General features: G+C 51.7%; 18 protein-coding genes. 5 read left to right on the forward strand and 13 right to left on the reverse strand.

The features are described 5' to 3' along the window. Positions 1–258: 258 nt before the first annotated feature. The 5 genes from BLW29_RS19135 to BLW29_RS19155 form a co-directional block, all read right to left on the reverse strand. Positions 259–1,431: a response regulator gene (locus BLW29_RS19135; RefSeq protein ID WP_090982796.1), complete on the reverse strand. Its 1,173-nt coding sequence runs from the start codon at positions 1,429–1,431 to the stop codon at positions 259–261. Next, positions 1,409–3,241: a sensor histidine kinase gene (locus BLW29_RS19140; protein WP_090982544.1), complete on the reverse strand. Its 1,833-nt coding sequence runs from the start codon at positions 3,239–3,241 to the stop codon at positions 1,409–1,411. The genes BLW29_RS19135 and BLW29_RS19140 overlap by 23 nt, the downstream gene beginning before the upstream one ends. 30 nt (positions 3,242–3,271) lie before the next feature. Next, positions 3,272–4,096, reverse strand: coding sequence for a carbohydrate ABC transporter permease (locus BLW29_RS19145; protein ID WP_090982545.1), 825 nt, complete (start codon positions 4,094–4,096; stop codon positions 3,272–3,274). Between the two features lie 18 nt (positions 4,097–4,114). Further along, positions 4,115–5,005, reverse strand: coding sequence for a carbohydrate ABC transporter permease (locus BLW29_RS19150; protein ID WP_090982547.1), 891 nt, complete (start codon positions 5,003–5,005; stop codon positions 4,115–4,117). Positions 5,006–5,106: 101 nt separating this feature from the next. Beyond that, positions 5,107–6,462 (reverse strand): extracellular solute-binding protein, encoded by a 1,356-nt coding sequence (locus BLW29_RS19155; protein WP_090982549.1) that lies wholly within the window; start codon positions 6,460–6,462, stop codon positions 5,107–5,109. Between the two features lie 373 nt (positions 6,463–6,835). Here BLW29_RS19155 and BLW29_RS19160 point away from each other — a divergent pair, with 373 nt between their 5' ends. Continuing rightward, entirely contained in the window at positions 6,836–7,471 is a 636-nt protein-coding gene (locus BLW29_RS19160) for a fumarylacetoacetate hydrolase family protein (RefSeq protein WP_090982551.1), read from the forward strand. 1,395 nt (positions 7,472–8,866) lie between these two features. Here the strand turns inward: BLW29_RS19160 and BLW29_RS19165 are convergent. The 4 genes from BLW29_RS19165 to BLW29_RS19175 form a co-directional block, all read right to left on the reverse strand. After that, positions 8,867–9,355, reverse strand: coding sequence for a hypothetical protein (locus BLW29_RS19165; protein ID WP_090982553.1), 489 nt, complete (start codon positions 9,353–9,355; stop codon positions 8,867–8,869). A 166-nt stretch (positions 9,356–9,521) separates the two neighbouring features. After that, on the reverse strand, positions 9,522–13,124 hold the full coding sequence (locus BLW29_RS19170; RefSeq protein WP_090982555.1) for an Npt1/Npt2 family nucleotide transporter: 3,603 nt from the start codon (positions 13,122–13,124) through the stop codon (positions 9,522–9,524). 188 nt (positions 13,125–13,312) lie between these two features. Next, positions 13,313–13,471: a hypothetical protein gene (locus BLW29_RS31190; RefSeq protein ID WP_256208723.1), complete on the reverse strand. Its 159-nt coding sequence runs from the start codon at positions 13,469–13,471 to the stop codon at positions 13,313–13,315. Between the two features lie 81 nt (positions 13,472–13,552). Then, a complete protein-coding gene (locus BLW29_RS19175; RefSeq protein WP_090982557.1) occupies positions 13,553–14,257 on the reverse strand; it encodes a pirin family protein in 705 nt (234 codons plus the stop codon). Between the two features lie 91 nt (positions 14,258–14,348). On the opposite strand from BLW29_RS19175, the gene BLW29_RS19180 reads away from it, so the two are divergent. Next, entirely contained in the window at positions 14,349–14,657 is a 309-nt protein-coding gene (locus BLW29_RS19180) for a hypothetical protein (RefSeq protein WP_090982559.1), read from the forward strand. Positions 14,658–14,679: 22 nt separating this feature from the next. Here the strand turns inward: BLW29_RS19180 and BLW29_RS19185 are convergent, their stop codons facing one another. Beyond that, a complete protein-coding gene (locus tag BLW29_RS19185) occupies positions 14,680–14,916 on the reverse strand; it encodes a DUF6953 family protein (protein ID WP_090982561.1) in 237 nt (78 codons plus the stop codon). Positions 14,917–15,020: 104 nt separating this feature from the next. Here BLW29_RS19185 and BLW29_RS19190 point away from each other — a divergent pair, with 104 nt between their 5' ends. From BLW29_RS19190 to BLW29_RS19200, 3 genes are all read left to right on the forward strand, one after another. Beyond that, a complete protein-coding gene (locus BLW29_RS19190) occupies positions 15,021–15,863 on the forward strand; it encodes a prohibitin family protein (RefSeq protein WP_090982563.1) in 843 nt (280 codons plus the stop codon). A gap of 285 nt (positions 15,864–16,148) precedes the next feature. Continuing rightward, positions 16,149–16,583 carry a hypothetical protein gene (locus BLW29_RS19195; protein WP_090982565.1) on the forward strand — a complete coding sequence of 145 codons (435 nt, stop codon included), beginning with the start codon at positions 16,149–16,151 and terminating at the stop codon, positions 16,581–16,583. Positions 16,584–16,816: 233 nt separating this feature from the next. Then, on the forward strand, positions 16,817–17,422 hold the full coding sequence (locus BLW29_RS19200) for a MerR family transcriptional regulator (protein ID WP_090982567.1): 606 nt from the start codon (positions 16,817–16,819) through the stop codon (positions 17,420–17,422). Here the strand turns inward: BLW29_RS19200 and BLW29_RS19205 are convergent. The 3 genes from BLW29_RS19205 to BLW29_RS19215 are packed head-to-tail and all read right to left on the reverse strand — an operon-like array spanning position 17,405 to position 21,149. After that, positions 17,405–18,631: an MFS transporter gene (locus tag BLW29_RS19205; RefSeq protein ID WP_090982569.1), complete on the reverse strand. Its 1,227-nt coding sequence runs from the start codon at positions 18,629–18,631 to the stop codon at positions 17,405–17,407. The two genes, BLW29_RS19200 and BLW29_RS19205, sit on opposite strands and share 18 nt — an antisense overlap. Then, positions 18,628–19,956 (reverse strand): D-arabinono-1,4-lactone oxidase, encoded by a 1,329-nt coding sequence (locus BLW29_RS19210; RefSeq protein WP_256208724.1) that lies wholly within the window; start codon positions 19,954–19,956, stop codon positions 18,628–18,630. Before BLW29_RS19210 ends, BLW29_RS19205 begins: the two co-directional genes overlap by 4 nt. Continuing rightward, positions 19,953–21,149, reverse strand: coding sequence for an amino acid deaminase/aldolase (locus BLW29_RS19215; protein ID WP_090982572.1), 1,197 nt, complete (start codon positions 21,147–21,149; stop codon positions 19,953–19,955). The genes BLW29_RS19210 and BLW29_RS19215 overlap by 4 nt, the downstream gene beginning before the upstream one ends. Between the last annotated feature and the right edge of the window lie 22 nt (positions 21,150–21,171).

Consider the following 21,171-nt stretch of genomic DNA (forward strand, 5'->3'; position numbering starts at 1 on the left):
ATTGCTCACCTAAATCGCCAAATGTTGCATGCACTACAACATTTCAGGTTGTTTCGGGCTAGATATGGCGAAAATCATACGAATGTTGCATGTTGAGCAGCATTTTCGAAGTAAAGGCTGCTGCAAGGTGAAAATGTTGCATATCGCGCAACATATTCACTCCGAGTGTAACTCCTAGATGCAAACAGGGCTGAGTGATCGCATACGATCACTCAGCCCTGAACTGTTACTACTACAACTGCGGCTCGCCCAGCCCCGCTACCGCTCCGCCAGAAGCTGCTGGCGGTACTCCGTCGGCGTTACGTTCATCTTCCTGCGGAACACCTGCGTGAAATGACGCACGTCCGAGTAGCCGATTCGCTCGGCGATCTCGGCCAGCTTGAGGCCCGGCTGCAGCAGCAGCTCCCTTGCCTGCTCGATACGCAGACTGATGACGTAGTCCTTGTACCCTTGCCCTGTCTTCTGCTTGAACAGCTGGCTGAAATAGATCGGATTCAAGAACACGACCGACGCCACCTTCTCGAGCGACAGTTCCTCGTTATAATGTGCCTTCAAGTATTGCAAGGCCACCTCGATTGCCTTGTCCCCGCCCTCTTGGCGATCGCCTGCCATCATCACCGACGACTGGCGCAAACGCCTGACCTCGTCCGGGATGTGCGTAAACTCGCGAATCATATCCGAAGACGTAATATGAAACGGCACCTTCAGATAATGGCTGAGATGCGTGCGCAGCTCCTGCAGCAACTCGCCCTCCGTCCGGTTATCCTCCAATTGAACAAGCCCAAGCAAGCTCTGACGGTCGAAGTTGACGACAACCCCCTGTCCGTGCCGATCGATCAGCTCAGACAGTACATTTTCGATAATAAAATGCTCCAGCTGTACGTTCTTAACCGCCTCTTCTATGCGCACCATAATCAAACGGAATTCCGGGTATCGCTCGATTAACTCGCCGATGTCTAAGTTGCCGATATCGAGTCCCGACGCGAGCCGCTGAAAGACAGCTTCCCGCAAGTACTTCAGATTCGTCTTCAGCAGCTCGCTTTCCTTCGTAATCGCGGACTCCTGCTTCGCTTCATCGGCAAGCTGCGCCATCAGCTCGACCAGACGCGTTTTGCCGATCGGCTTAAGGAGGTAGTCGCGCGCACCTAGCCGCACTGCTTTCTGAGCGTACGAGAACTCGGAATGCGCAGAGATCACGACCCATTTGGCATGGGGATACTTACGGCGAGACATCTTCATGAACTCCAAGCCATCGATGCCGGGCATCAATATATCGGTCAGCACAATATCAATCGGCTGACTGTCCATGAGTTTAACCGCTTCCTCCGCCGAAGCTGCCAAATGAATGGAATAGTCGGGAAAAGCCCGCTTGATCGTCCGTTTCACACCTTCACGAATGACGCCTTCATCATCCGCGATGAGAATATTCACTGCCATGGACAGTTGCTCCTTCCTTGGTCGGCGGCAGATGAAGCGGCACCGTAATGATTGCGGTTGTCCCTTCGTTCAGCACACTCCTAAGTTCCACGCCGTAGGCATCACCATACATATGCCGAATTCGCCGCTGCAGGTTCACCAGACCGATGCCGCCTTCATGCCGGACTGCCTCATGCTCCCCATGTTCAGCCTCATCCTCCGGATTCAACAGCGATGCATTCAACTTCGCCAGCGCTGCCTCATCCATCCCCGCACCGTTATCCTGCACGATGATGCGCAATTGACGTTCATCGGATTCCGTGTAGACGCGCAGCGAGCCGCACCGATCAACTAGAGGTTCCAACCCGTATTTCACCGCGTTCTCAATAATGGGCTGCAGGGTCATTTTGGGCAATGGGATGTTCAGCCAAGGTTCCCCTACGTCGATGTCCACCGTTAGGCGTCCTTCCAACCGCGTCACAATAATCGTCAGGTAATGCTCGGTCTGTTCGATTTCCTCCCGCATGCTGACCGCATGATCTTCCCAATAACTGCTGTAACGGAACAGCCGCGATAGAGACAGCACCACCTCGCCCAACCTGTCATGGCCTTTCTCATCGAGCATCCAGTAGATCATATCGAGCGTGTTATAGAGAAAATGGGGATTCACCTGCGACTGCAGCGCCTTCAGCTCCGCATTCTTCTCACTGACAGATGAGATCTTCACCCGTTCAATAAGCTCGGCGATCTGATTCACCATCTGATTAAAAGAAGCGACCAGTATGTTAATTTCCTGATACGAGGTCACATTCAGCGAGCCGCGGAAATTACCGATTTCGACCTGCTTCATCTCGGAGATCAGCCGCTTAAGCGGCGAAGATATCGTCCGCGAGAAAATCGTCGCAATAAGCGTCGCAACCAGAACGAGCGCTGAGCCTACCAGAAGCAGAAACCGCTGCGTCTCCGCCAGCTCCACGTTCAGATCCTTATCCGGCGTCACGCTGAGCACCGTCCAATCTGCATAAGGAAGCTTCGAAGCTACGATTAGCTGATCATCTTTCTCCATCACGACCGGTATCCCGTCAATCGGGCGCTCTAAGCTCGCAAGCCAAGGTTCATCCCAAGTGATAGAGGTCGTGGAGACGACTTTCCCCTCGCCGGACATCAAAAAAACCTGGCTATGCGCGCCAAGCTTCAAATTCTCCATAGCCGCAATTATCGCCCTCGGACTTGTCTCGAACAGCTCGATACCAACCTGCTTATGATTATTCAGATCGTAGATCGGTCGGCCAAAAGCAAACACAGAGCGGTTCTCCACCTGATCGATAATGGAGCGTTCAAACACACCTAGCCATACCATACTGCCGGTAGAGGCTTTGATTTGCTTATACCAATCGGTCTGCGCATAGTCCGGGTCCACTACATTGGCGTAGTTTCCGTAGTTATACACTTTCCCTTTGTCCGTTAATACATGAATGCCGATAATATCCTCCTGCGACAGGAAGGCTGCGCCAAGGATATTCGTAATGTTCCGCTCATTAAAATAATCGACAGCAGGGCTGTCGACTACGGGATTGCTCAGGATCCGAGCTAGATCATTATTGCCGATGACGGACTTGGACAGACTGTCATAGCTTTTCAGAAGAAGGTCAAACAAACCTACCGTCTGCGATACGTTCTGCTTGGATAAGCCGCTGACCTTCTCATGAAATTGCACCGTCGTTCGGTTATAGTACAGAATGCTGACGATCAGTAAGATTGCAGACATACTGATGAGGAACAGCACGAATAATCGGTATTGAATGGAGTGAAATCCGCGTGCCACTGGCCTTTCCGCCTCTCATGAACCCATTCCTTACCCTTTCACCGCTCCGGCTACCATACCCTTCGTGATTTTCTCGGAGAGTACGAAGTAAACGAGCATAACAGGCAAGGCGCCAAGTACAAGGTATGCACCGATTGCACCAAAATTGGCGTTGTACTGACTAACGAAATTATATATGCCGAAAGGAAGAGTTTTCAACTTCTCTGCAGAAATAAACGTCGCTGCCATAATGTACTCGTTCCAAATCGTGATGAACGTCAGGATGACGACTGTCATAATCGGCGGTACCGATATCGGCAGGATGATGCTGCGGAAGATCCGGTATACGCTAGCTCCGTCCATAAAGGCCGACTCTTCGATCTCGGCTGGGATGCCGCGCATAAATCCGCTGAGGATAAAGACGGCGATCGGCGTCGAGAACGCGATATACGGCAGAATGAGCGACAAACGCGTGTTAAGAATGTCCAAATGGCTGAAAATAACCATCAGCGGCAGCAGCGTTGCTTGCATCGGAATCATCATCCCGAGCAAGAAGATCAATGTTACCAGTGGTCCGTACTTCCATTTGAAACGCGAAATCGCATAAGCGACCATAGAGGCCAGCACGATTACGCAAATGAGTGTGATCGACGTTACGATGAGGCTGTTGCTCAAGTATTTCAAGTAGTGACCGCTCGTATAAGCGGCTTTATAGTTACCCCATTGCGGCGTGGTCGGCAGTGAGAAGAAATGACCGCCGAGAATTTGCTCGTTCGTTTTGAGCGAGTACATCACAAGCCAGAGCAATGGGTAAATTTGCGTGACGACAAGGATCGAGAGAAGTAGATACACGAGCCCTTTTTTAATACCTGCCATGTTCTTTGTTCTCCCTTCTTAGCTGTATTTCGCTTCGACTTTTTTGAAGACGAAATTGATGACGACAGTGAAAATCAAGCAAATCATAACAAGGATTGTAGCAAGTGCACTTCCGTATCCGTATTTGAGCGATAGGAACGACATGTTGTACATATGCATCGAAATCGTATCCGTCGCATGTGCAGGACCGCCGCCTGTCATAACCCAAACAAGGTCAAAGGCTTGCAAGGAACCGATAAAGGCAAGAATGATGGAGATTTTGAAGATCGGAATCGCCATTGGGTACGTGATGTACCAGTCGGATTTGAAGCCTTCCGCACCGTCGATTTTAGCTGCTTCATAAATTTCACTCGAAATGTTCTGCACACCTGTGTATTGAATGAGCAGATGGTAACCGAAGTATTGCCATAGCGATACAAAATACAAACAGTACATCGCAATCTTAGGCTCTGTCAGCCAGCTGCGTGTCCAGCTTTCCAGTCCAATCGCGGTCAGAACGCCATTGAGCATTCCGCCCATTTCAGTTGGGTTGTAGATCGTTTTCCAAAGTTGACCAATAATAACGACTGACAAGATAACAGGTACAAAATAAAGAGAAACCAGCGTGTTTGCTTTACGTACGTAACGATTCATCAGTGCTGCGATAAATAGACAGATCGGAATTTCCAACATGGAAAATACCGAGTACATTAACGTGCGGCGAACAGATGGCCAGAAGTTTGTATCTTCAGTCAGGATCGTTTTAAAGTTATCGAGCCCGATAAATTTCGCCTTGTTGATGCTGTCCCAATCCAGCAAGCTGTCGTATACCGAAACGACGATCGGAACGAACACGAGGCAGATATAGAGAAGCAGACACGGCAGGACGAAAACAGCAATAGTGCGGGCCGGGACTTTTAAAACATTCACTGGGGTTGCCTCCTGATCGTAATAGATTGAAAATAAGTCGTAAACGGATGGAAGCCGCTAAGTATGCCTCCACCCGCAAACAACTAGCTATTTAGTCATTCTTATTTGTTAGCGTCAAATGCTGCTTGGTGCTCCTGAGCTACTGCTGCAGGGTCAACCTTTTGAACGAACATGTTTTGGATGCTGCTAAGGTGAGCTTGTGCGATAGCCGGTTTCATTGTGTTATCGAACGCCAGGTCGCCGCCTTTAACGCCTTTGAACAGATCAAGTACGCTGATTGCAAGGTCGGAGTAGCCAGCTGCTTTGAAGTCGCCTTCGATGATTTGACCGCTGCCTACTGCGTTTTTCAGCTCGAACTGTTTCTTAGGCATGTTCAGCATGAAGTAGTTCAAGAAATCTTTTGTAGCTTGCAGATGTTTGCTGTTAGCCGAGATTGCGAATGCGGAACCCGGAGCAAGCATGAATTGGTCTGGATCGCCTTTGCCGCCTACAGTTGGGAATTTGAATGCGCCCACTTTGCCGCCAACGGAGGAAGCATCGATTGCGCCAGTTTCCCAAGTACCCATGATCATCATAGCTGCTTTACCTGTTTTGAATAGGTTACCGCCAGTGTTGTAGTCAACGGAAGTTGCGCCTTCGTTGAACGCTTTAGCTTGGATCAGATCTTGCATTTTGGATACTGCGTCTACGAATGCAGGATCGTTAAATGTTTTCTTGCCGTCTTGTACGTCTTGCAGGAAGCCAGGGCCGCCGTTCGTGCGAAGCAATACGTTCATGAACAAGAACGAACCTGTCCAGGAATCCTTCTCACCGATTGCGATTGGCGTGATGTTTTTCGCTTTCAATTTCTTCACGTCATCGATGAACTGCTCGTAAGTTGTAGGCACTTCAGTGATGCCTGCTTGTGCGAACAGATCTTTGTTGTAGTAAACAACTTCGATGTTGTTGCCGTCTGGCAACGCGTATACGTTGTTGTCGAAGCTGTAGTAGTCAAGAAGACCTTTTTGGAATGTATCTTTCAGGCCGTTCTGATCCAGCATATCGTTCAGCGGAGCGAAGAGGCCAGCATCTACGAAAGGCTTCATTTGTGCGGAAGGGTTCACGATTGTGATGTCCGGCACTTCTTTGGAAGCGGCTTGTGTTTTAAGCTTCAGCTTCTGTTGGTCCGTGTTAAGCGTATCCAGCTCGATCGTTACGTTCGGGTGATCCTTCGTGTATTGATCTACGATGGAGTGAAGCATTTTGTACGAAGGCGTTTCAGGATCCGGGTAGATGTTCTGGAACGTGATCGTTACTTTCTCGTCGCTTGCGTTGCCGCCAGCGTTTGTACCGGCATTTGTACCTGTATTCGTATTATCTGCTGTGTTGTTGTCTTTGTTACCACATGCTGTTGCTCCAAGCAGCAATGCTGCTGCCGTCAACGCAACTGCAGTTGTTTTCATCGTTTTGCTTGCCATGTTCTCTATTCCCCCTCGGGTTGATATACGCTTATTATCATGCACAGAGCCATCAGCAACAATGCGCGAAATTAAGGAGTGAGGTTTGCTTTTTCAAGGTTATGTGAAAAAACAGACTGCTTCTGAGGCGATATGAAGACGAGAAAACGCGGCTTTAGTCGGTGGATTCAAACAAATATGTAAAGGTTTACAAGCATTTGCCGGTGAGTTATGTATGGGGGGCGAGCGGTTTGCAACTTTCAAACCACTTTCGAGACCACTTTCGGGACTACTTTCAAAACTTAATGAAAGCACCTCTGTCGTGCTATGATGTTAGAAGCGTTAGAACTTTGATAAAACTCACTAACCGCCATTAGCGAAAGGACGTTTATCCATGGAATCAATTCGTAATATTTATTGCGTCGGACGCAATTATGCGCTGCATGCCAAAGAGCTCGGCAACGATGTGCCGGAGGAGCCGATGATCTTCTCCAAGCCTACGCATGCGCTTCATCCCGCAGTAGGCAAGCTTGAACTGCCCAGCACCATCGGCGAAATCCATTATGAGCTGGAGGTTGTGGTGCGCATCGGAGCGAGTTATCGGCCGGGCATGAAGGCCGAAGAGCTGGTGGACGGCATTGCGCTCGGCATCGACCTGACGGCGCGCGATGTGCAATCGAAGCTGAAGGAGAAGCGCCATCCTTGGCTGCTGGCCAAAGGCTTCGTCGGCTCTGCGGTGCTGAGTCCGTTTGTGCCGTTCACAGGCGTGGAGGATTTCACGCAGTTAACGTTTAGCCTGCTTAAGAACGAGGAGACGGTGCAAGCCGGCTGTCCGCAGGACATGATCTTCCCGCTACAGCAGCTGATCGACTTCATCGGCACCAACATGGGCCTCGGCGCAGGCGATGTCATCTACACCGGCACACCGGCAGGTGTCGGTCCGCTTGCGGATGGCGACATGCTTGAGATGAAGCTGATTGCCGGTGGCAAGGAAGAGACTTATGGTCCACTTTATGTGGACATGATTTGATTGATGGACCGCCCCGGTTATGTGGGGCGGTTTTTTTGTTGTATGGGCTCTTTCTTGCGCTACATTCGCTGCTTTCGCCATCATGTAGACTTCCTGGTGGGCTTCTTTCGCTACATTCGCTGCTTTCGCCACCATGTAGACTTCCTGGTGGGCTTCTTTCGCTAAATTCACTGCTTCCGCCACCATGTAGACTTCCTGGTGGGCTTCTTTCGCTACATTCGCTGCTTTCGCCACCATGTAGACTTCCTGATGGGCTTCTTTCGCTAAATTCGCTGCTTTCGCCACCATGTAGACTTCCTGGTTGGCTTCTTTCGCTAAATTCACTGCTTCCGCCACCATGTAGACTTCCTGGTGGGCTTCTTTGCTCGCATCCCCCCACATTTCGGCGAATGTGTTGTCCTGGAGACTACTCTTGGCTCGCATCCCACACATTTCGGCGAATGTGTGGCCCTGGAGACTACTCTTGGCTATCATCCTCAGCTTTTCGTCGAATGTGTTGTCCTGGAGACTACTCTTTGCTCGCATCCCACACATTTCCGCGAATGTGTAGCCCTAGAGACTACTCTTTGCTCGCACCCCCCTCATTTCGGCGAATGTGTAGCCCTGGAGACTACTCTTGGCTCATATCCCCACACATTTCGGCGAATGTGTGGTCCTGGAGACTACTCTTGGCTCACATCCCCCACATTTCGGCGAATGTGTTGCCCTGGAGACTACTCTTTGCTCGCATCCCCCCACATTTCGGCGAATGTGGGGTCCTGGAGACTACTCTTTGCTCATATCCCCCACATTTCGGCGAATGTGTAGCCATGAAGACTACTCTTTGCTCGCATCCCCCGCATTTCGGCGAATGTGTAGCCGTGGAGACTACTCTTTGCTCGCATCCTCCACATTTCGGCGAATGTGTTGTCTTGGAGACTACTCTTTGCTCACATCCCCTGCTTTTCGGCGAATGTGTTGTCCTGGAGACTACTCTGTGCTCACATCCCCCACATTTCGGCGAATGTGTTGTCCTGAAGACTACTCTGTGCTCACATCCCCCACATTTCGGCGAATGTGTTGTCCTGAAGACTACTCTTTGCTCACATCCCCCGCTTTTCGTCGAATGTGTTGACCTAATCAGAGTTAGTTTGGAGCCGAGAGTCCGTTTCTGGAACTCTCGGCTTCTTTTCAGGGTGGTTTCGGCGCTGAGAGTTCAGTTTTCGCACTCTCAGCCAACTTTCGCAGGGGAGACAGGTTAGTTGAGGTGCTGAGAGTCCTTTTTGGGAACTCTCAGCTTCTTTTCGGAGTGGTTCTAGCGCTGAGCGTTCAATTTCCGCACTCTCAGCCATCTTTCGCGGAGGCGCGCCAGCAAACAACAAAGGACAGCTCCAAAATCTGGAGCTGTCCTTTCCCTTACTCATACATCGCAAGTGCCGACACCGAGATTGCTGCGATTCGGTCGTCCTTTAACTCGAACTCCAGCGCCAGTCGCTTCTCTTTGTCGATGTAGCCAATTGCATTTCCACGCGTATAGTAACTTTCCCCGTACAGCTTCTGTGCGCTCTCCCGGGTATCACCCAGCTTCACGCCCTTCGCCGTAGCGACCTTAGGGCTGAGCGAGTAGGCCAGTACGATATTACTGAGCGAGGTGTACTGATATTCCTCGTACATGAATAGAAAAGTTCTGCCGTTATTAAGCGTACGCTGCGGCTTGCCTAACTTGGTCACGAGCTCCTGCTCGGTAAGGCCCAGCTCCACCTTATCCCCGCTTTTCTCCGCACTCAAGTCCGTGGAGTCGACTTGGTCGATGAACGTTAACGGCGTTTCACTCTTGCCGCCGCAAGCCGTAAGCAATACAGCTAAGCCACTTATTAAAATTATGAATTGCATGATGCGTTTCACTGCAAACCTTCACTCCCTCTTACACTTAAACGGCGCGATTGACGACTTCCGGCTTTCACTACCGTGTTTCCAATCTCCAGCATTCAGCGTTTCAAATTCCAGCGCCATTCCAGCCATTCAGGTTTCTGCGTCCTGACTTCTCTGCACTCCGACTTCCACCTGCAGCTTACAACATCCCACGAAGCCTGTCCGCAAGCACCTGCATCATGCTGCGCAATACGCCAATGTTCTGGAAGCACAGCGTGAACACTTGGTCGCGGTGCAATTGAAGCAGAACGGTCGGACTCGCTGCCGTGCAATCTGCAGAACGAAGTCCGCTGTCGATGACGGCCATTTCACCGAAGCATTCGCCTTCCCCTAGCGTCGCGAAAGTTTGGCTGCCCTTATGTACACGTACGCTTCCCTCTATAATACCGTACAACGTATCGCCGTAATCATCAACCCGGCAGATCGATTCTCCCGCCCCGTACTCCACTTCCTCAACAAGCTGCGCGAGAGCGATGACATCTTCCTGCGATAAACGGGCAAACAGATCAATCTTTTGCAGAATAAGTACCCGCCGCAAAATAATATCATTCGCCATGCCGTGCCCCTCTTGCGAGGACTCCGTGACTGCCCCTCCTGCATCCAGCGCCGAAGCCGCTGCAACTTCCGCCTGCTGCTCACTAGCCTGTGCCGAACTTACCGATGATTGCTGCGCCAGCTTCGAGCGCAGACGCCTCGAGAGCAGCTTCATCATTTCAAGCGCAATGCCCGTACGGTCAAAGATCACATCATAGAAGCCAGACGAATCGAGCCGCCATAATACAAGATCCTCTTCAGCCATAACCGTAGCCGTGCGCAATCGGCGCGTCAATATAGCGGTCTGTCCGAAGCACTCTCCGGCCTTGCGTTCATTGAGCTTCTCAGCTCCACGATAAATGCCGGTTCGCCCGCTTTGAATGAGATAGAGCGCATCTCCGGGATCATTCACCTGAAACACGGTAGCCCCTTTCGAATAGGACACCCGCTCCATGCGCATCGCAATCATCGACAGCTCCCGTGCCGACAAGCCATCGAACAAGGAGACCTTCTTCAACATTGCAATCCGTTCCATCTGCTCGCTCAGCCAGGTCTCATCTACGGAATGCCGGCCAGGTACCGACGCTTCCACCTTGCTCCGTGAAGCAAACTGAATGACTTGGCAGAGCCACTCATCGCCCTGATCATTCATCCAGTCTAATTCAAGCGCCGCTTCGTTCTTCATGACATTCGCCGTCACGGTGCGGGAAGCCGACATCAGCTTCGCCAGCTCCATGCGCAGATTCCCCTGCACCAGCTGGTCAATAATTTCCGCCGCATTCGCTTGTTGGCGTGCCGCGCCTTCAGTCCAGTTCACGTACACCGCTTGAATGGTTTTGGCTTCATAGATAAAACCCAGCAGCAAGAAGATCCGCTTAATCATCGCAGAACGAACCTGCTCGACCGCTTCTGCCACTTCCTCATAACCTTCAACTGCAAGGAGATCCCCTTGGTACGACGTAAACCGTCCGTATAGCTCCAGCTCGAGCAAAATATTCGCCTCGAACCCCTTGGCATCCACCTGCTGGATGCCTTTATGCATCCGGGTCATCGCTTCCAGCAGCTTATCTCGCATTTCGAAATTCGCAGGTTCATATCGCTGGAACAACAAATCGAAAGCCTGCTGCCCACCGATTCGTTCAAACACTTTTGGCAAATGCAAGGTTACCGATTCCACATCAAAGTAGGCTGCGAGCAGCTTGAGAATCTCCCGCTCATCATAGGCAGCCAGCGTTTCAACAGCGGCTTCCCTTGTCTCGTTATGCTGCAGCATTGGCACGATATGCGGCACAAGCTCCGGCACCTGCAGCACAGCAGCAGATTGAACAGCGAATTTACGAACCTGTGGCGCCTCATCCCGAAGCAGCGGAATTAGCGGTTTGTAGAACTCCCGTATGCCGATTTGACCGAATAGAATGGCCATTGAAGTACGCTCATCCTCACGAGAGCTCTCCATGAGTTCCTTCAACGTGCCCACGGCGCGGAACATTCCCTCGATGCCGTAATATTTGATCAAACCCGCTATGGCCGCCGACTTCACATCCATATCCTCTTCACCAAGCCGCGACGTAATGTCATCCAAATGCTCATCCTTCGCATAAGCCGCCAAAGCAAGAATGGCAGCAGCCCGAACTCCGCTATGTCCTTCCCTAATGAGCGCCAGCAGCACTTCTTCTTGCCCTGCCGGCTGATTACGTTCCATGTAACGCAGCGCCTCTACGCAAACCTCTTGCGAAGGATGACGAATCAATCCTTCCATGTGCGGCATAAGGTCAAAGCCATCAATATCCTGCAAAATCTTCAGCGCATACAGCACCTGCACCTTATCGGGCTGCACCAGTGTATCCGTCAGCACCCGCAAGCTGGCAGGGTCCATCAGATCGAGCTGACCTTCATGCAGGTCATGTCCCCTGGTCTTCAAAGTAGACAGAAGCGCTTCCAGGTAAGCCCCTTTCACCTTCACAGCCGCTACGATACAGACGCACAGCAGCGTCAAAATCACATAGCTAAACTGCTGCGTCGTGAGCAGTTGAGAGAGCAGGATCAAGCTTACAGCGGCGATTCCTTTGGCACCGTTGCGAACGACGCCGTCAAGGAAGCTCTTCGCCGAATTTCGCCACTCCGGCGGAATCGGGAACATGACGAGCTGGCTGACCGATGAATAAATCGTATCGCCAAGCACCTTGTCGCTCCCTTTTACGATCACAACCATCGCCAGCACTGGCATCATCAATACGCCGAGACTTCCAGTGAACAGGGCAATCGGGAATACCAAGATCGCAGTCATGACACCGAACCTTGTCAGCAGCTTACCTGCGATGAAGAGCTGAATAAACAACGCCAGCAAGCCGGAGAATCCATAGAAACTTCCCATAAATCCGGCCAATGCCTCATCCTGAAGCGTACCGCGCAAAATAACCTTAAACTGATAGTCGATGAGCGTCAGGGTAATCACGAGCGCCGCCGACATGATTGCAATATATTTGAGATGGGGGACATTGCGGAATAAGCCGCCACTTTCCTTCTTCTTCGCACCACTGCCGCCAGCCTGTTTGCGTTGAGGCTTAACGGAGGTGAACAGATCTGACCCTTTCCCTGCGAGCTTCAATAACCGAATAACCGCTACAAGCGCAAGCAGCTGAAGTGCGGCATAGAAGCAAATGAGGTTCGCCGTCCCCACCAAAGGAACGATAAGCTTCAAACCAAAACCGCTTATAATACCGCCCATAAGACCGCCGCTGCCGACAAGTCCGATCGTCCGCTTGACCTTGCGCTGATCCAGAATGGACGCTGCAAACTGCCAGAAACAGACGATCATCAGGAAATTGAACACATCATAACCAACGTAGATAACCGGATATACCCAGCTGAAATCCATGCCCACGCCAAGCCGCGAAATCAACACCAGCACAGAAATTAGCGGAATGAGCAGCTTCAGCAAATGATCCATCCGAAACCGCGGACTGAATCGTTGGAACAGGAGTCCGATTAATAGAAGCGCCGCCGACTGCGGCACATACATAAAGGAAAGCTGCGAGGCGCCGAAACGGGACAGAAACAGCGCATCCGCCGCCGTTCTGCCAACCGTCGAAGCCGATGAAACCGCAAACAAATAAATAAAGAGGAAAAGCACCTTCGTATACTCTTCCTTGTCTTCGCCGAATTTGCGTAAGGTTTGCCCGAACGCGTTACCCGAAATTAATTTCATAAACGGCCTCTCCTACCCGAACATGTTTAGTGACATCTATTAGTAATTTTCGACAGCACAGAGCCAATATCCTCCAAAAGTCACAATCATTATTCAGGAAAAAAGTCCCATTCAGATAAAAGTAGGGAACAACACAAAAAGAGCACAAACCTCATCGGGCCTGTGCTCTCCTTACTCTCCGCAGTCGCTTACTTCCCGCCTGCTGCCGCTCCGTTATCTGCATCCTCGCCGGTAGTTTGATAGGCAATCAACACGATATTGCTGGCTGTTTGCTTACGCAAATCCGATTCGAATTGCTGCAGCCGCGCCAATAGCTGTCCGTCTAGTTGAGCTGGTTTATAATTCACGAGAGTCCCTCCATTGCTAGATTTCAGGTTTACTCTCATTGTTAACTGCAATAGCCCTGCTTATGCGTTGCTCGGACAGATTTATGGCAAATCGATGAGCATAAATTGCCCGCCATTCTTACTGGCAATAACGAGCTCCTCCAGATCGGTAATGCGCGCGGAATCACTTCGGCTCAACTGATGCTCGCCGTTTAAGGTGACTTCACCTTCCATCACGAACAGGAAGATTTTGCGTGCGGCATCCTGCTCGAACGAGACGCTGTTGCCCGATTCAAGGCGAGAAAGGTAAATGGTGAGATCCTGATGAATCGATGTAATCGTTTCGCTTTGAAGGCGCTGCGACACGATGGGAAGCAGTGCATTCTTCATAGCAGCAGAATCGAACGCCTTTTGCTCGTATGACGGTGTAAGCCCCTTCGCCTCTGGGAGGAACCACATCTGCAGCAGGTTAGCTACTTCGGTGTCTGACGAATTGACCTCGGAATGAAGAATCCCCGTTCCCGCTGTCATGCGCTGAACTTCGCCGGCTCTTAAAACCTCTTTGCCGCCTGTGTTGTCCTCATGCGCGAGCTCGCCCCTCATCACGACCGTAACGATTTCCATATCCCGGTGCGGATGCGTGCCGAATCCTTTACTTGGTTGAATATAATCCTCATTAAATACGCGCAGCGGACCAAAATTCAAATTGTCCGGATCGTAATAATCTGCAAATGAAAAACTAAAATTAAACTGTAGCCATCCCAAGTCTCCAGAATGCCTCGATGCTGCCGGATAGATTGCGATCATGCTCCAGAACACTCCTCATGATTTCATTTTTTACTCACTTACTTTATGTAAGTATGTGTGCTATAGTTAGCTTTGTCAAGGAGGGATTCCATTGGATCATTTGTACATTCGCCACACGGTTGGCGGCCGATTATTTCTCGATTCGAAGAAGCATGAGCTTACGTTCTCCATCTCACCTGCAGAGGGCCGAGAAGGCTGGAAGCTCTGTATTGATGCGGTGGAAGAGTCCATCGGCACACCGATTTCGCGGCATCATGACGAGCTGAATATCTTTGTCGTCGCCGATGGCGCTGTTGATCAGAAGACTTGGTATTATTCTACACATGGCCTCGTTGAATATGACGCAGCAGCCAAACAGCTCATCATCTGGGCCGATGGCAAAATCGACTACACCGTCTAGCTTGTGTAAGCTTGCTTCACCTTTATACCCAACCCCAGAAAAACCCGTCTCGCTCCCAAGCTGCGCGCCCGCCGTGCAGCTTTTTGAATGCTTTCTTAACTTCCTTGTCGATGGACTCGTTGCCATTCTCGTTGATATAAATAAACTTCTCTCCGAAATGCGCCTTGATATGCGCAACCGCCTGCTCCTGACGCAGCATGCCTGCCGACATCAACTCCTGCACCATCCACTCTGCTGCTTCTTGCGCTGTATGTTCCATTTATCTCGCCATCTCCCTTTTCGTTCCATTTAGGAACCTTTTTCCATGCAGCTTCGTATGTATCCCTAATAATGCGCATAGCTATCTATGAGGAGGGGTCGTCCATGCATGTTGTTGAACCGAATCCGGTGAAAAAAGTAAATTTGAAGCCTTACATTTTATTCAGCCTATTGATTGTCGTCGGCGTTATTGTCGCCTTTAACGGGTTTCAAACGGTCCAGTACGGTAACGTCGGCTTGTACAAAACATTCGGTAAATTAAATGATAACATACTGGCACCGGGCATTCACATGAAGATCCCGTTCGTGCAGAGCATCATTCAGGTGAATGTGCAGGTGACCAAGGCAGAGACCGATACGAGCGCGTCCTCTAAGGACCTGCAGCCGGTTTCCACGCATGTGGCCGTCAACTATTCCGTCGACAAAGCGGCCGCATATAAGCTGATGAACAACGTCGGCGGCTCGTTCGACAACGTTATCGTGAACCCGGCTATCCAGGAAATCGTCAAGGAAGTGACCGCCCGTTATCCCGCGGAAGATCTGATTGCCAAGCGCGACGTCGTTGCCGCCGAAGTCCGGGAGCATCTGACGACGCGGCTCGCCAAGTATAATTTAATCGTGGCAGACATTAACATCGTGAACTTCAAGTTCTCCGATGCGTTCAACGCGTCGATCGAAGCGAAGCAGGTTGCGCAGCAGCAGGCGTTGAAAGCCGAGAACGACCTCAAACGGGTGCAAATCGAAGCGAAGCAGAAGATCGCGCAGGCGCAGGCGGAAGCGGAATCGCTGAAGCTGAAGAAGCAAGAGGTGACGCCGGAGCTCATCCAGCTGAAGCAAATCGAGGTGCAGGAGATGGCCGTGGAGAAATGGAACGGCAGTCTGCCTAACGTGACCGGAGGAGCGACACCGTTTATCGATGTGAGCAGTTTTGGGAGCGGCGGGAAGTAGGTTTGGATCAAGGGGCAAACTTAGGTTGTGGTCTATTAATAACGATTGAGCCTTGTAGCTGCCGTCTTTGACGGAGAGCTACAAGGCTTTTTTACTTTTAATAGATATCAGACTATTTTCTTGGAATCATGAATAAAGAGTGGAGTTTTTTTAAATTCGATACATTGCATCTATATGAATATCCCTTGACTTTAGCAAAAGTTTAACTCTAAATAATTTACATTAAATAGAAAAAAAGATATTCTATGAAATGGAAATATCAAACAACTAGATGAGGTGACGGGATTGAAAATCAAGACATTTTTAATGGCACTCGGAATGCTATCTTTGGTATTAACGTCTGTTGTTGTGGTTTCAAGTGCTACCCCCAGCAAAAACGCAAGTAATGGTCAGGCTGCCGTAGCAGCGGCAGCAGCATACTACCAAGATATTATCGAAACGAGCGCGGATGGTAATGAAGGCACTCCACTTAAAAGTTTTAAAATTCTTTCTGCAGATTCGACAGATGTAAACAATGTTCAATTGCAGGTAGCACTCACTTATGAGGGATCCGGCACAATGCCTCCTGCACCAGTAACAATAGTTAAGGAGCAAGGCGAATATGTAGTTAAACAAGAAATCATCGTCTATGATATGAACCCTAAATCTCCAACTTATAAGACAGCAAAAGTAGGCAATGCGAATTTTAACACAGAAAGTTCAACACGAAAACAACCTTGACACTTAACGGATACCAAGAAAATTATTAATTACGAATGTTTTTCACACCACCACTTCTCCGTGTAATTGCCGTAAGCAACGAGAAACTTGACGAACAGCACCTGCCACGAGAGCGCGAGATGGCGCGTAAAACCACTTTGTTTAGCGAATGAGCACTTCCTTTGTCACCCTTGCAGGGAGTGGTTGCGGGAGCGCGAATTACCTATGCATTCCACCTGAACGGAGTGATAGGATTGGAACTTGTCAAGAGCAAGGACGCAGCTGAGTCGTTGAACGTCAGCCAAACCACAGTCAAACGCTGGGCTTCCCACTTCCCTCATTATTTTCAAAAGGATAAATTCGGCCATTATGTATTTACGCGCAGTGACCTGTGGATGCTCGCTTATATCAAAGATTCGCTCGAACGCGGAGAAACGATGGATATGATTGTGTTGCCTGAGCCCGAGCAGCAGCCGGAGCACCGTTCCGACGAACAGGAACGGGCAAACCATTCCGATTCGCAGCCCCTGCTATCCGGCTACAACGAGCAGGTGGCTGCCGCATCAGAATCGCATGATTCCGAGCTTCACTGCCGCTTGATGCTGGTTGAGCGCAGACTCGAACACAAGGCAGACGAGGTTGTCGCCGCCCAAATCTTGCAGCATCGCTCAGAGCTGGAGGAGCTGCGCAAGATGATCGATCACCTGAGCGCAGCCATCGAATATGCCAAGCAGCCTATTCCGCCCTTGAGCATACCGCCATACGCCGCCGAGACAGCGGCAGCCATCGAATTGCCGGTTTCCGTCCCATCGCCCGCACGCAAACGCGGCTTGTTCCGCTCCTTATTTATGTGGTTCTGATTTCCCCGGAAATAGGAGCGCAAAGGGCAGAATGACGACCGTTACGACCGCGAGTGCTCCGATAGCCAGAACGCGTTCATCCAGCAGCAGCTGTACGAGCAGCGACAGCACGATGCCGCCTAGATTGCCGAACAAGAGCAGCAGCCCCGTAACCGCTCCGGCAGTGCGCGGCTCCGCTTTGGCCTCGGCAAACGAAAGCACAATGGGCAAGTCGGCGAGCAGCAGCAGTCCGGCCAAAGCCAGCAGGGTCATAAACAGCCAGGCAGGCATCCCTGCCGCAAGGAATACAAGCAATACCGCGCTAACCGCGAGTGACAGCACAAGTACGTTTCGTGCGCGATTCCCGTGCATTGCGAAGTCCGGCAGCACCGCCGCCCCGATAATACCAGCCGCCGTCATGAGTCCGAGGCCCGTTCCGACCTGCACCGAATCATAGCCGATGGCATCTGCCAATACTTCGAGCCATGTTGCCAACGTAATGAAAATACCGAAGCCCGCAAACAGGAGCAAACTGAACAACCGAACCCACTGCTGCGACCAAAGCGCCCGCAAGGTGCGAAGCGCCGGCGCGGGTTCCACATCCGTCGTCGCCCCTTCATAAAGAGGCGGCTTCCGAAGGGTAACCAGCAGCGCGAGGCAAGCCGCCGCACCCATAATGGCCTGCGTCCACAGAACGGCAGGCATTCCGCCCCATTCCAGCAGGAAGGGCACTGTCACATTGGATATCATAATGCCGACAAACAAGCTGGCCGTGCCGGCTGCAATGGCTATTGGACGTTTAGGCGGTGCTGCATAGAGCACCGCCATTTTATTCACCGCACCCAGCACAAGCGGCTGACCGACAGCGATGATGAACTGTCCGGCAAGCGCATACTCATAGCCGGGCACAACCCGAATCAAGGCGCCGGCGACAGTAAGTCCCGCTCCCCAAGTGAGTACGCCGCGGAAACTGCGATCCGATGCGAAGCCAAACGGGATAGACAGCAGCACATAGACAAGCGGAAAAACGAGCGATAGCCACCCGACAGCATCAATAGATACTCCCCACAGCTCGGAGGCATCCGTCGTAATCGGCGTAAAAGTCACCCACAGCAGCTGAGTGACTGCCACTACTCCCGCATAAGCAGCGATAACGGACCAACGCGAAGCGCCATGCTCATGCCCTCGTCCTTCTTCATCCCCCTGATTCAAGCCTTGGCCGCCCATCATAGCGACAACTCCGGAACCCCGAACAGCTTCTCTAAATAAGGGTTCAATAGAACGCGATCCGGATCATACTGTTCCCGCAGAATGACGAATGAGTTCCACATCGGATACAGCTCCTGCAGCTGCGATGCGCGCAGAGAGTGCATTTTGCCCCAATGCGGCCGCCCTCCATAACGCAGGAAGATCTTCTCCATCGCCGCAAAATAAGCCCCGTACGGCATCCCTTTATACATATGTACAGCAATGTAAGCAGAATCCCGGCCATAGGCAGGGCTCAGCCAGATGTCATCTCCTTTGGCATAGCGGCACTCAATCGGAAAATGAACCGCAAACTGCTCTTCTTCCATTACGGCACGCATCTCTGCGATGACAGCCGGCATCGCCTCCGCAGGCAGATTGTATTCCATCTCATTGAAACGCACGAGCCGCTTCGTCGCGAACAGACGATGGCTGTACGACACCTTGCTAAACAGAGGGAACTGCGCCGCAGAGAACCGACTTATGGGCCTGCACAGCTTCGGAACCTGTCGGCACATGCCGGATAACAAACCGAATACGCCATTCTCCAGCACCACGTCGCTGATATAATCGCATACCCGCCTCGGCGTGACGGGCTCGGTCGTTTCATTCATGATTTTGAGCTGACACGATTCCGCGTAGGGGAACCAGTACATCTCGAAGTGACGGTGCGAGTCCGCAAGCGTTGTCAGCTGCGTCAAACTTTCCGTGAGCTTCGTCCGCTTGCTCTCGTAGCGCATTTTGAATGCAGCTCGAAGTCTCAGCTTCACCTGCACCAATACGCCGAGTGCGCCAAGCGATACTTGCATACCCCGGAACGTCTCCGGATGTGAATCCATCGAGCACTCCACGACATCACCGCATCCGGTTACAAACGTTAGCCCAATCACCTGCGTCGCGATATTGCCGAACTCCCGGCCTGTGCCATGCGTGCCGGTGCTTATTGCACCCGCAATGGACTGAACGTCTATATCACCGAGATTCTCCTGCGCCAACCCTTGCTGAAACAGCAGCTCCCCTAGCAGCTTCAGCTTCGTACCTGCCCATACCGTGGCGGTTTCTGCTTCGGCATCGACTTGAACCAAGCCTTGCATGCGGTCAAGGGAGACCAGCACATCACCGGAAGCCGCGACTGGCGTAAACGAATGCCCCGTTCCGACAACCCGGAGTTTCCTCCCCTCTCGCCTGCACATCCGTACAATTTCGACGACGTCTTCAATGGATTCGGGATATAGCACCATACTCGGCGTGGCCTGTACGGAGCCTGACCAATTCGACCAAGCTACGCGCATTGCCGCATGTCCATTCATACAAAACAAGCCCCCATTCCGCGATAGGTTACATATTCACCGACGACTTGCCCATTGGATACAGCGACCAGCTGCAAGAAGCGCTCGCATAGCTCTCCTGCTTTGGCATGGCGGAAGAAGACCGGATCGCCTAACGACAGTGAAAGCCCCCTCTTCACACGTAGAGGTGTCTGCACCTCGCCTGCCCCCTCCAGCGGTAAAAGCTCCAGCCCTTCCGGGAGATATACCTGCGCCTGTTTCTCGATCCCTACCGCCCCTGAGGCGGTATAACCCCCGCCCATGCAGGTGACGATATCCGGCCTTGGACGGCGGACAATCTCCACCGCATACCCTGCCGCAGGCTCATAGCGAAACCCGCTGTATGCGTCAAACAAGCCCGGCGAATAGAACCCGGAGCCTGCCGTGATCTCCGTCACGCACGCTTCCAGACGCGAGCTGTCCATGCTGCCCGTTCCCCCGGCATTCACGAAACGAAGCTCCTCCGAAGCGCCTATCGCTTCGAGGCCTTCCACGACTTCGCGGCGACGTTTCGCCACTTCGGCGATCGAGCGTTTCTTCAGCCAGCGGATCACGCTGTTCTTCAGCGGCTTGCCGGGCACCTGATCGCCAAGACCGGCAATCTGCGCCTCGTAGCCCATAATGCCATCCAGCTTAAGCCACGGTGATGCGATAATAAGCTCTGCAACGGGGCGCACTTGCTCCCAGCTCGCTAATGGCGAACGCCAGACGCCAAAATGCAATCCCGGATAATCGGCCGACATATCGACATCAAGGCATAACGGCACGACAATCCCCTGTTCCGCGGCTATTCGCTCCAAGTGCTGCACATGTTCGGCACAGTCGACCATGAATGTAATGGAACGCCCCTCCCCGACGGACCTGACCAGCTCGGCAATCCGATCCGGCTGCCACTGCGGGTAACCAAGCAGCAGATCATCGAATCCTTCGCGAATAAGCATCGCTGCTTCGTCGGCGGTATAACACATGATCCCTTGATATACCGGACTGCTGGCCAGAATGCGTCTCATGATCTCCGGGCAGCGGATCGATTTGCTCGCGATCCGCACCTTCTTGTGTCCCGCAGCCTGCGCAATAGCCGCGATGTTGCGGTCCAGCCTATCCAAATCCACGAATGCAAATGGCATCGGCAGACCCGCAAAAGCCGTTTTGTAATACGCATAGGTATCCTTCATAGTCGTCTGCACATCCTCTTCC

The sequence above is a fragment of the Paenibacillus sp. CF384 genome (assembly GCF_900106745.1).
GTDB lineage: Bacteria > Bacillota > Bacilli > Paenibacillales > Paenibacillaceae > Paenibacillus_Z.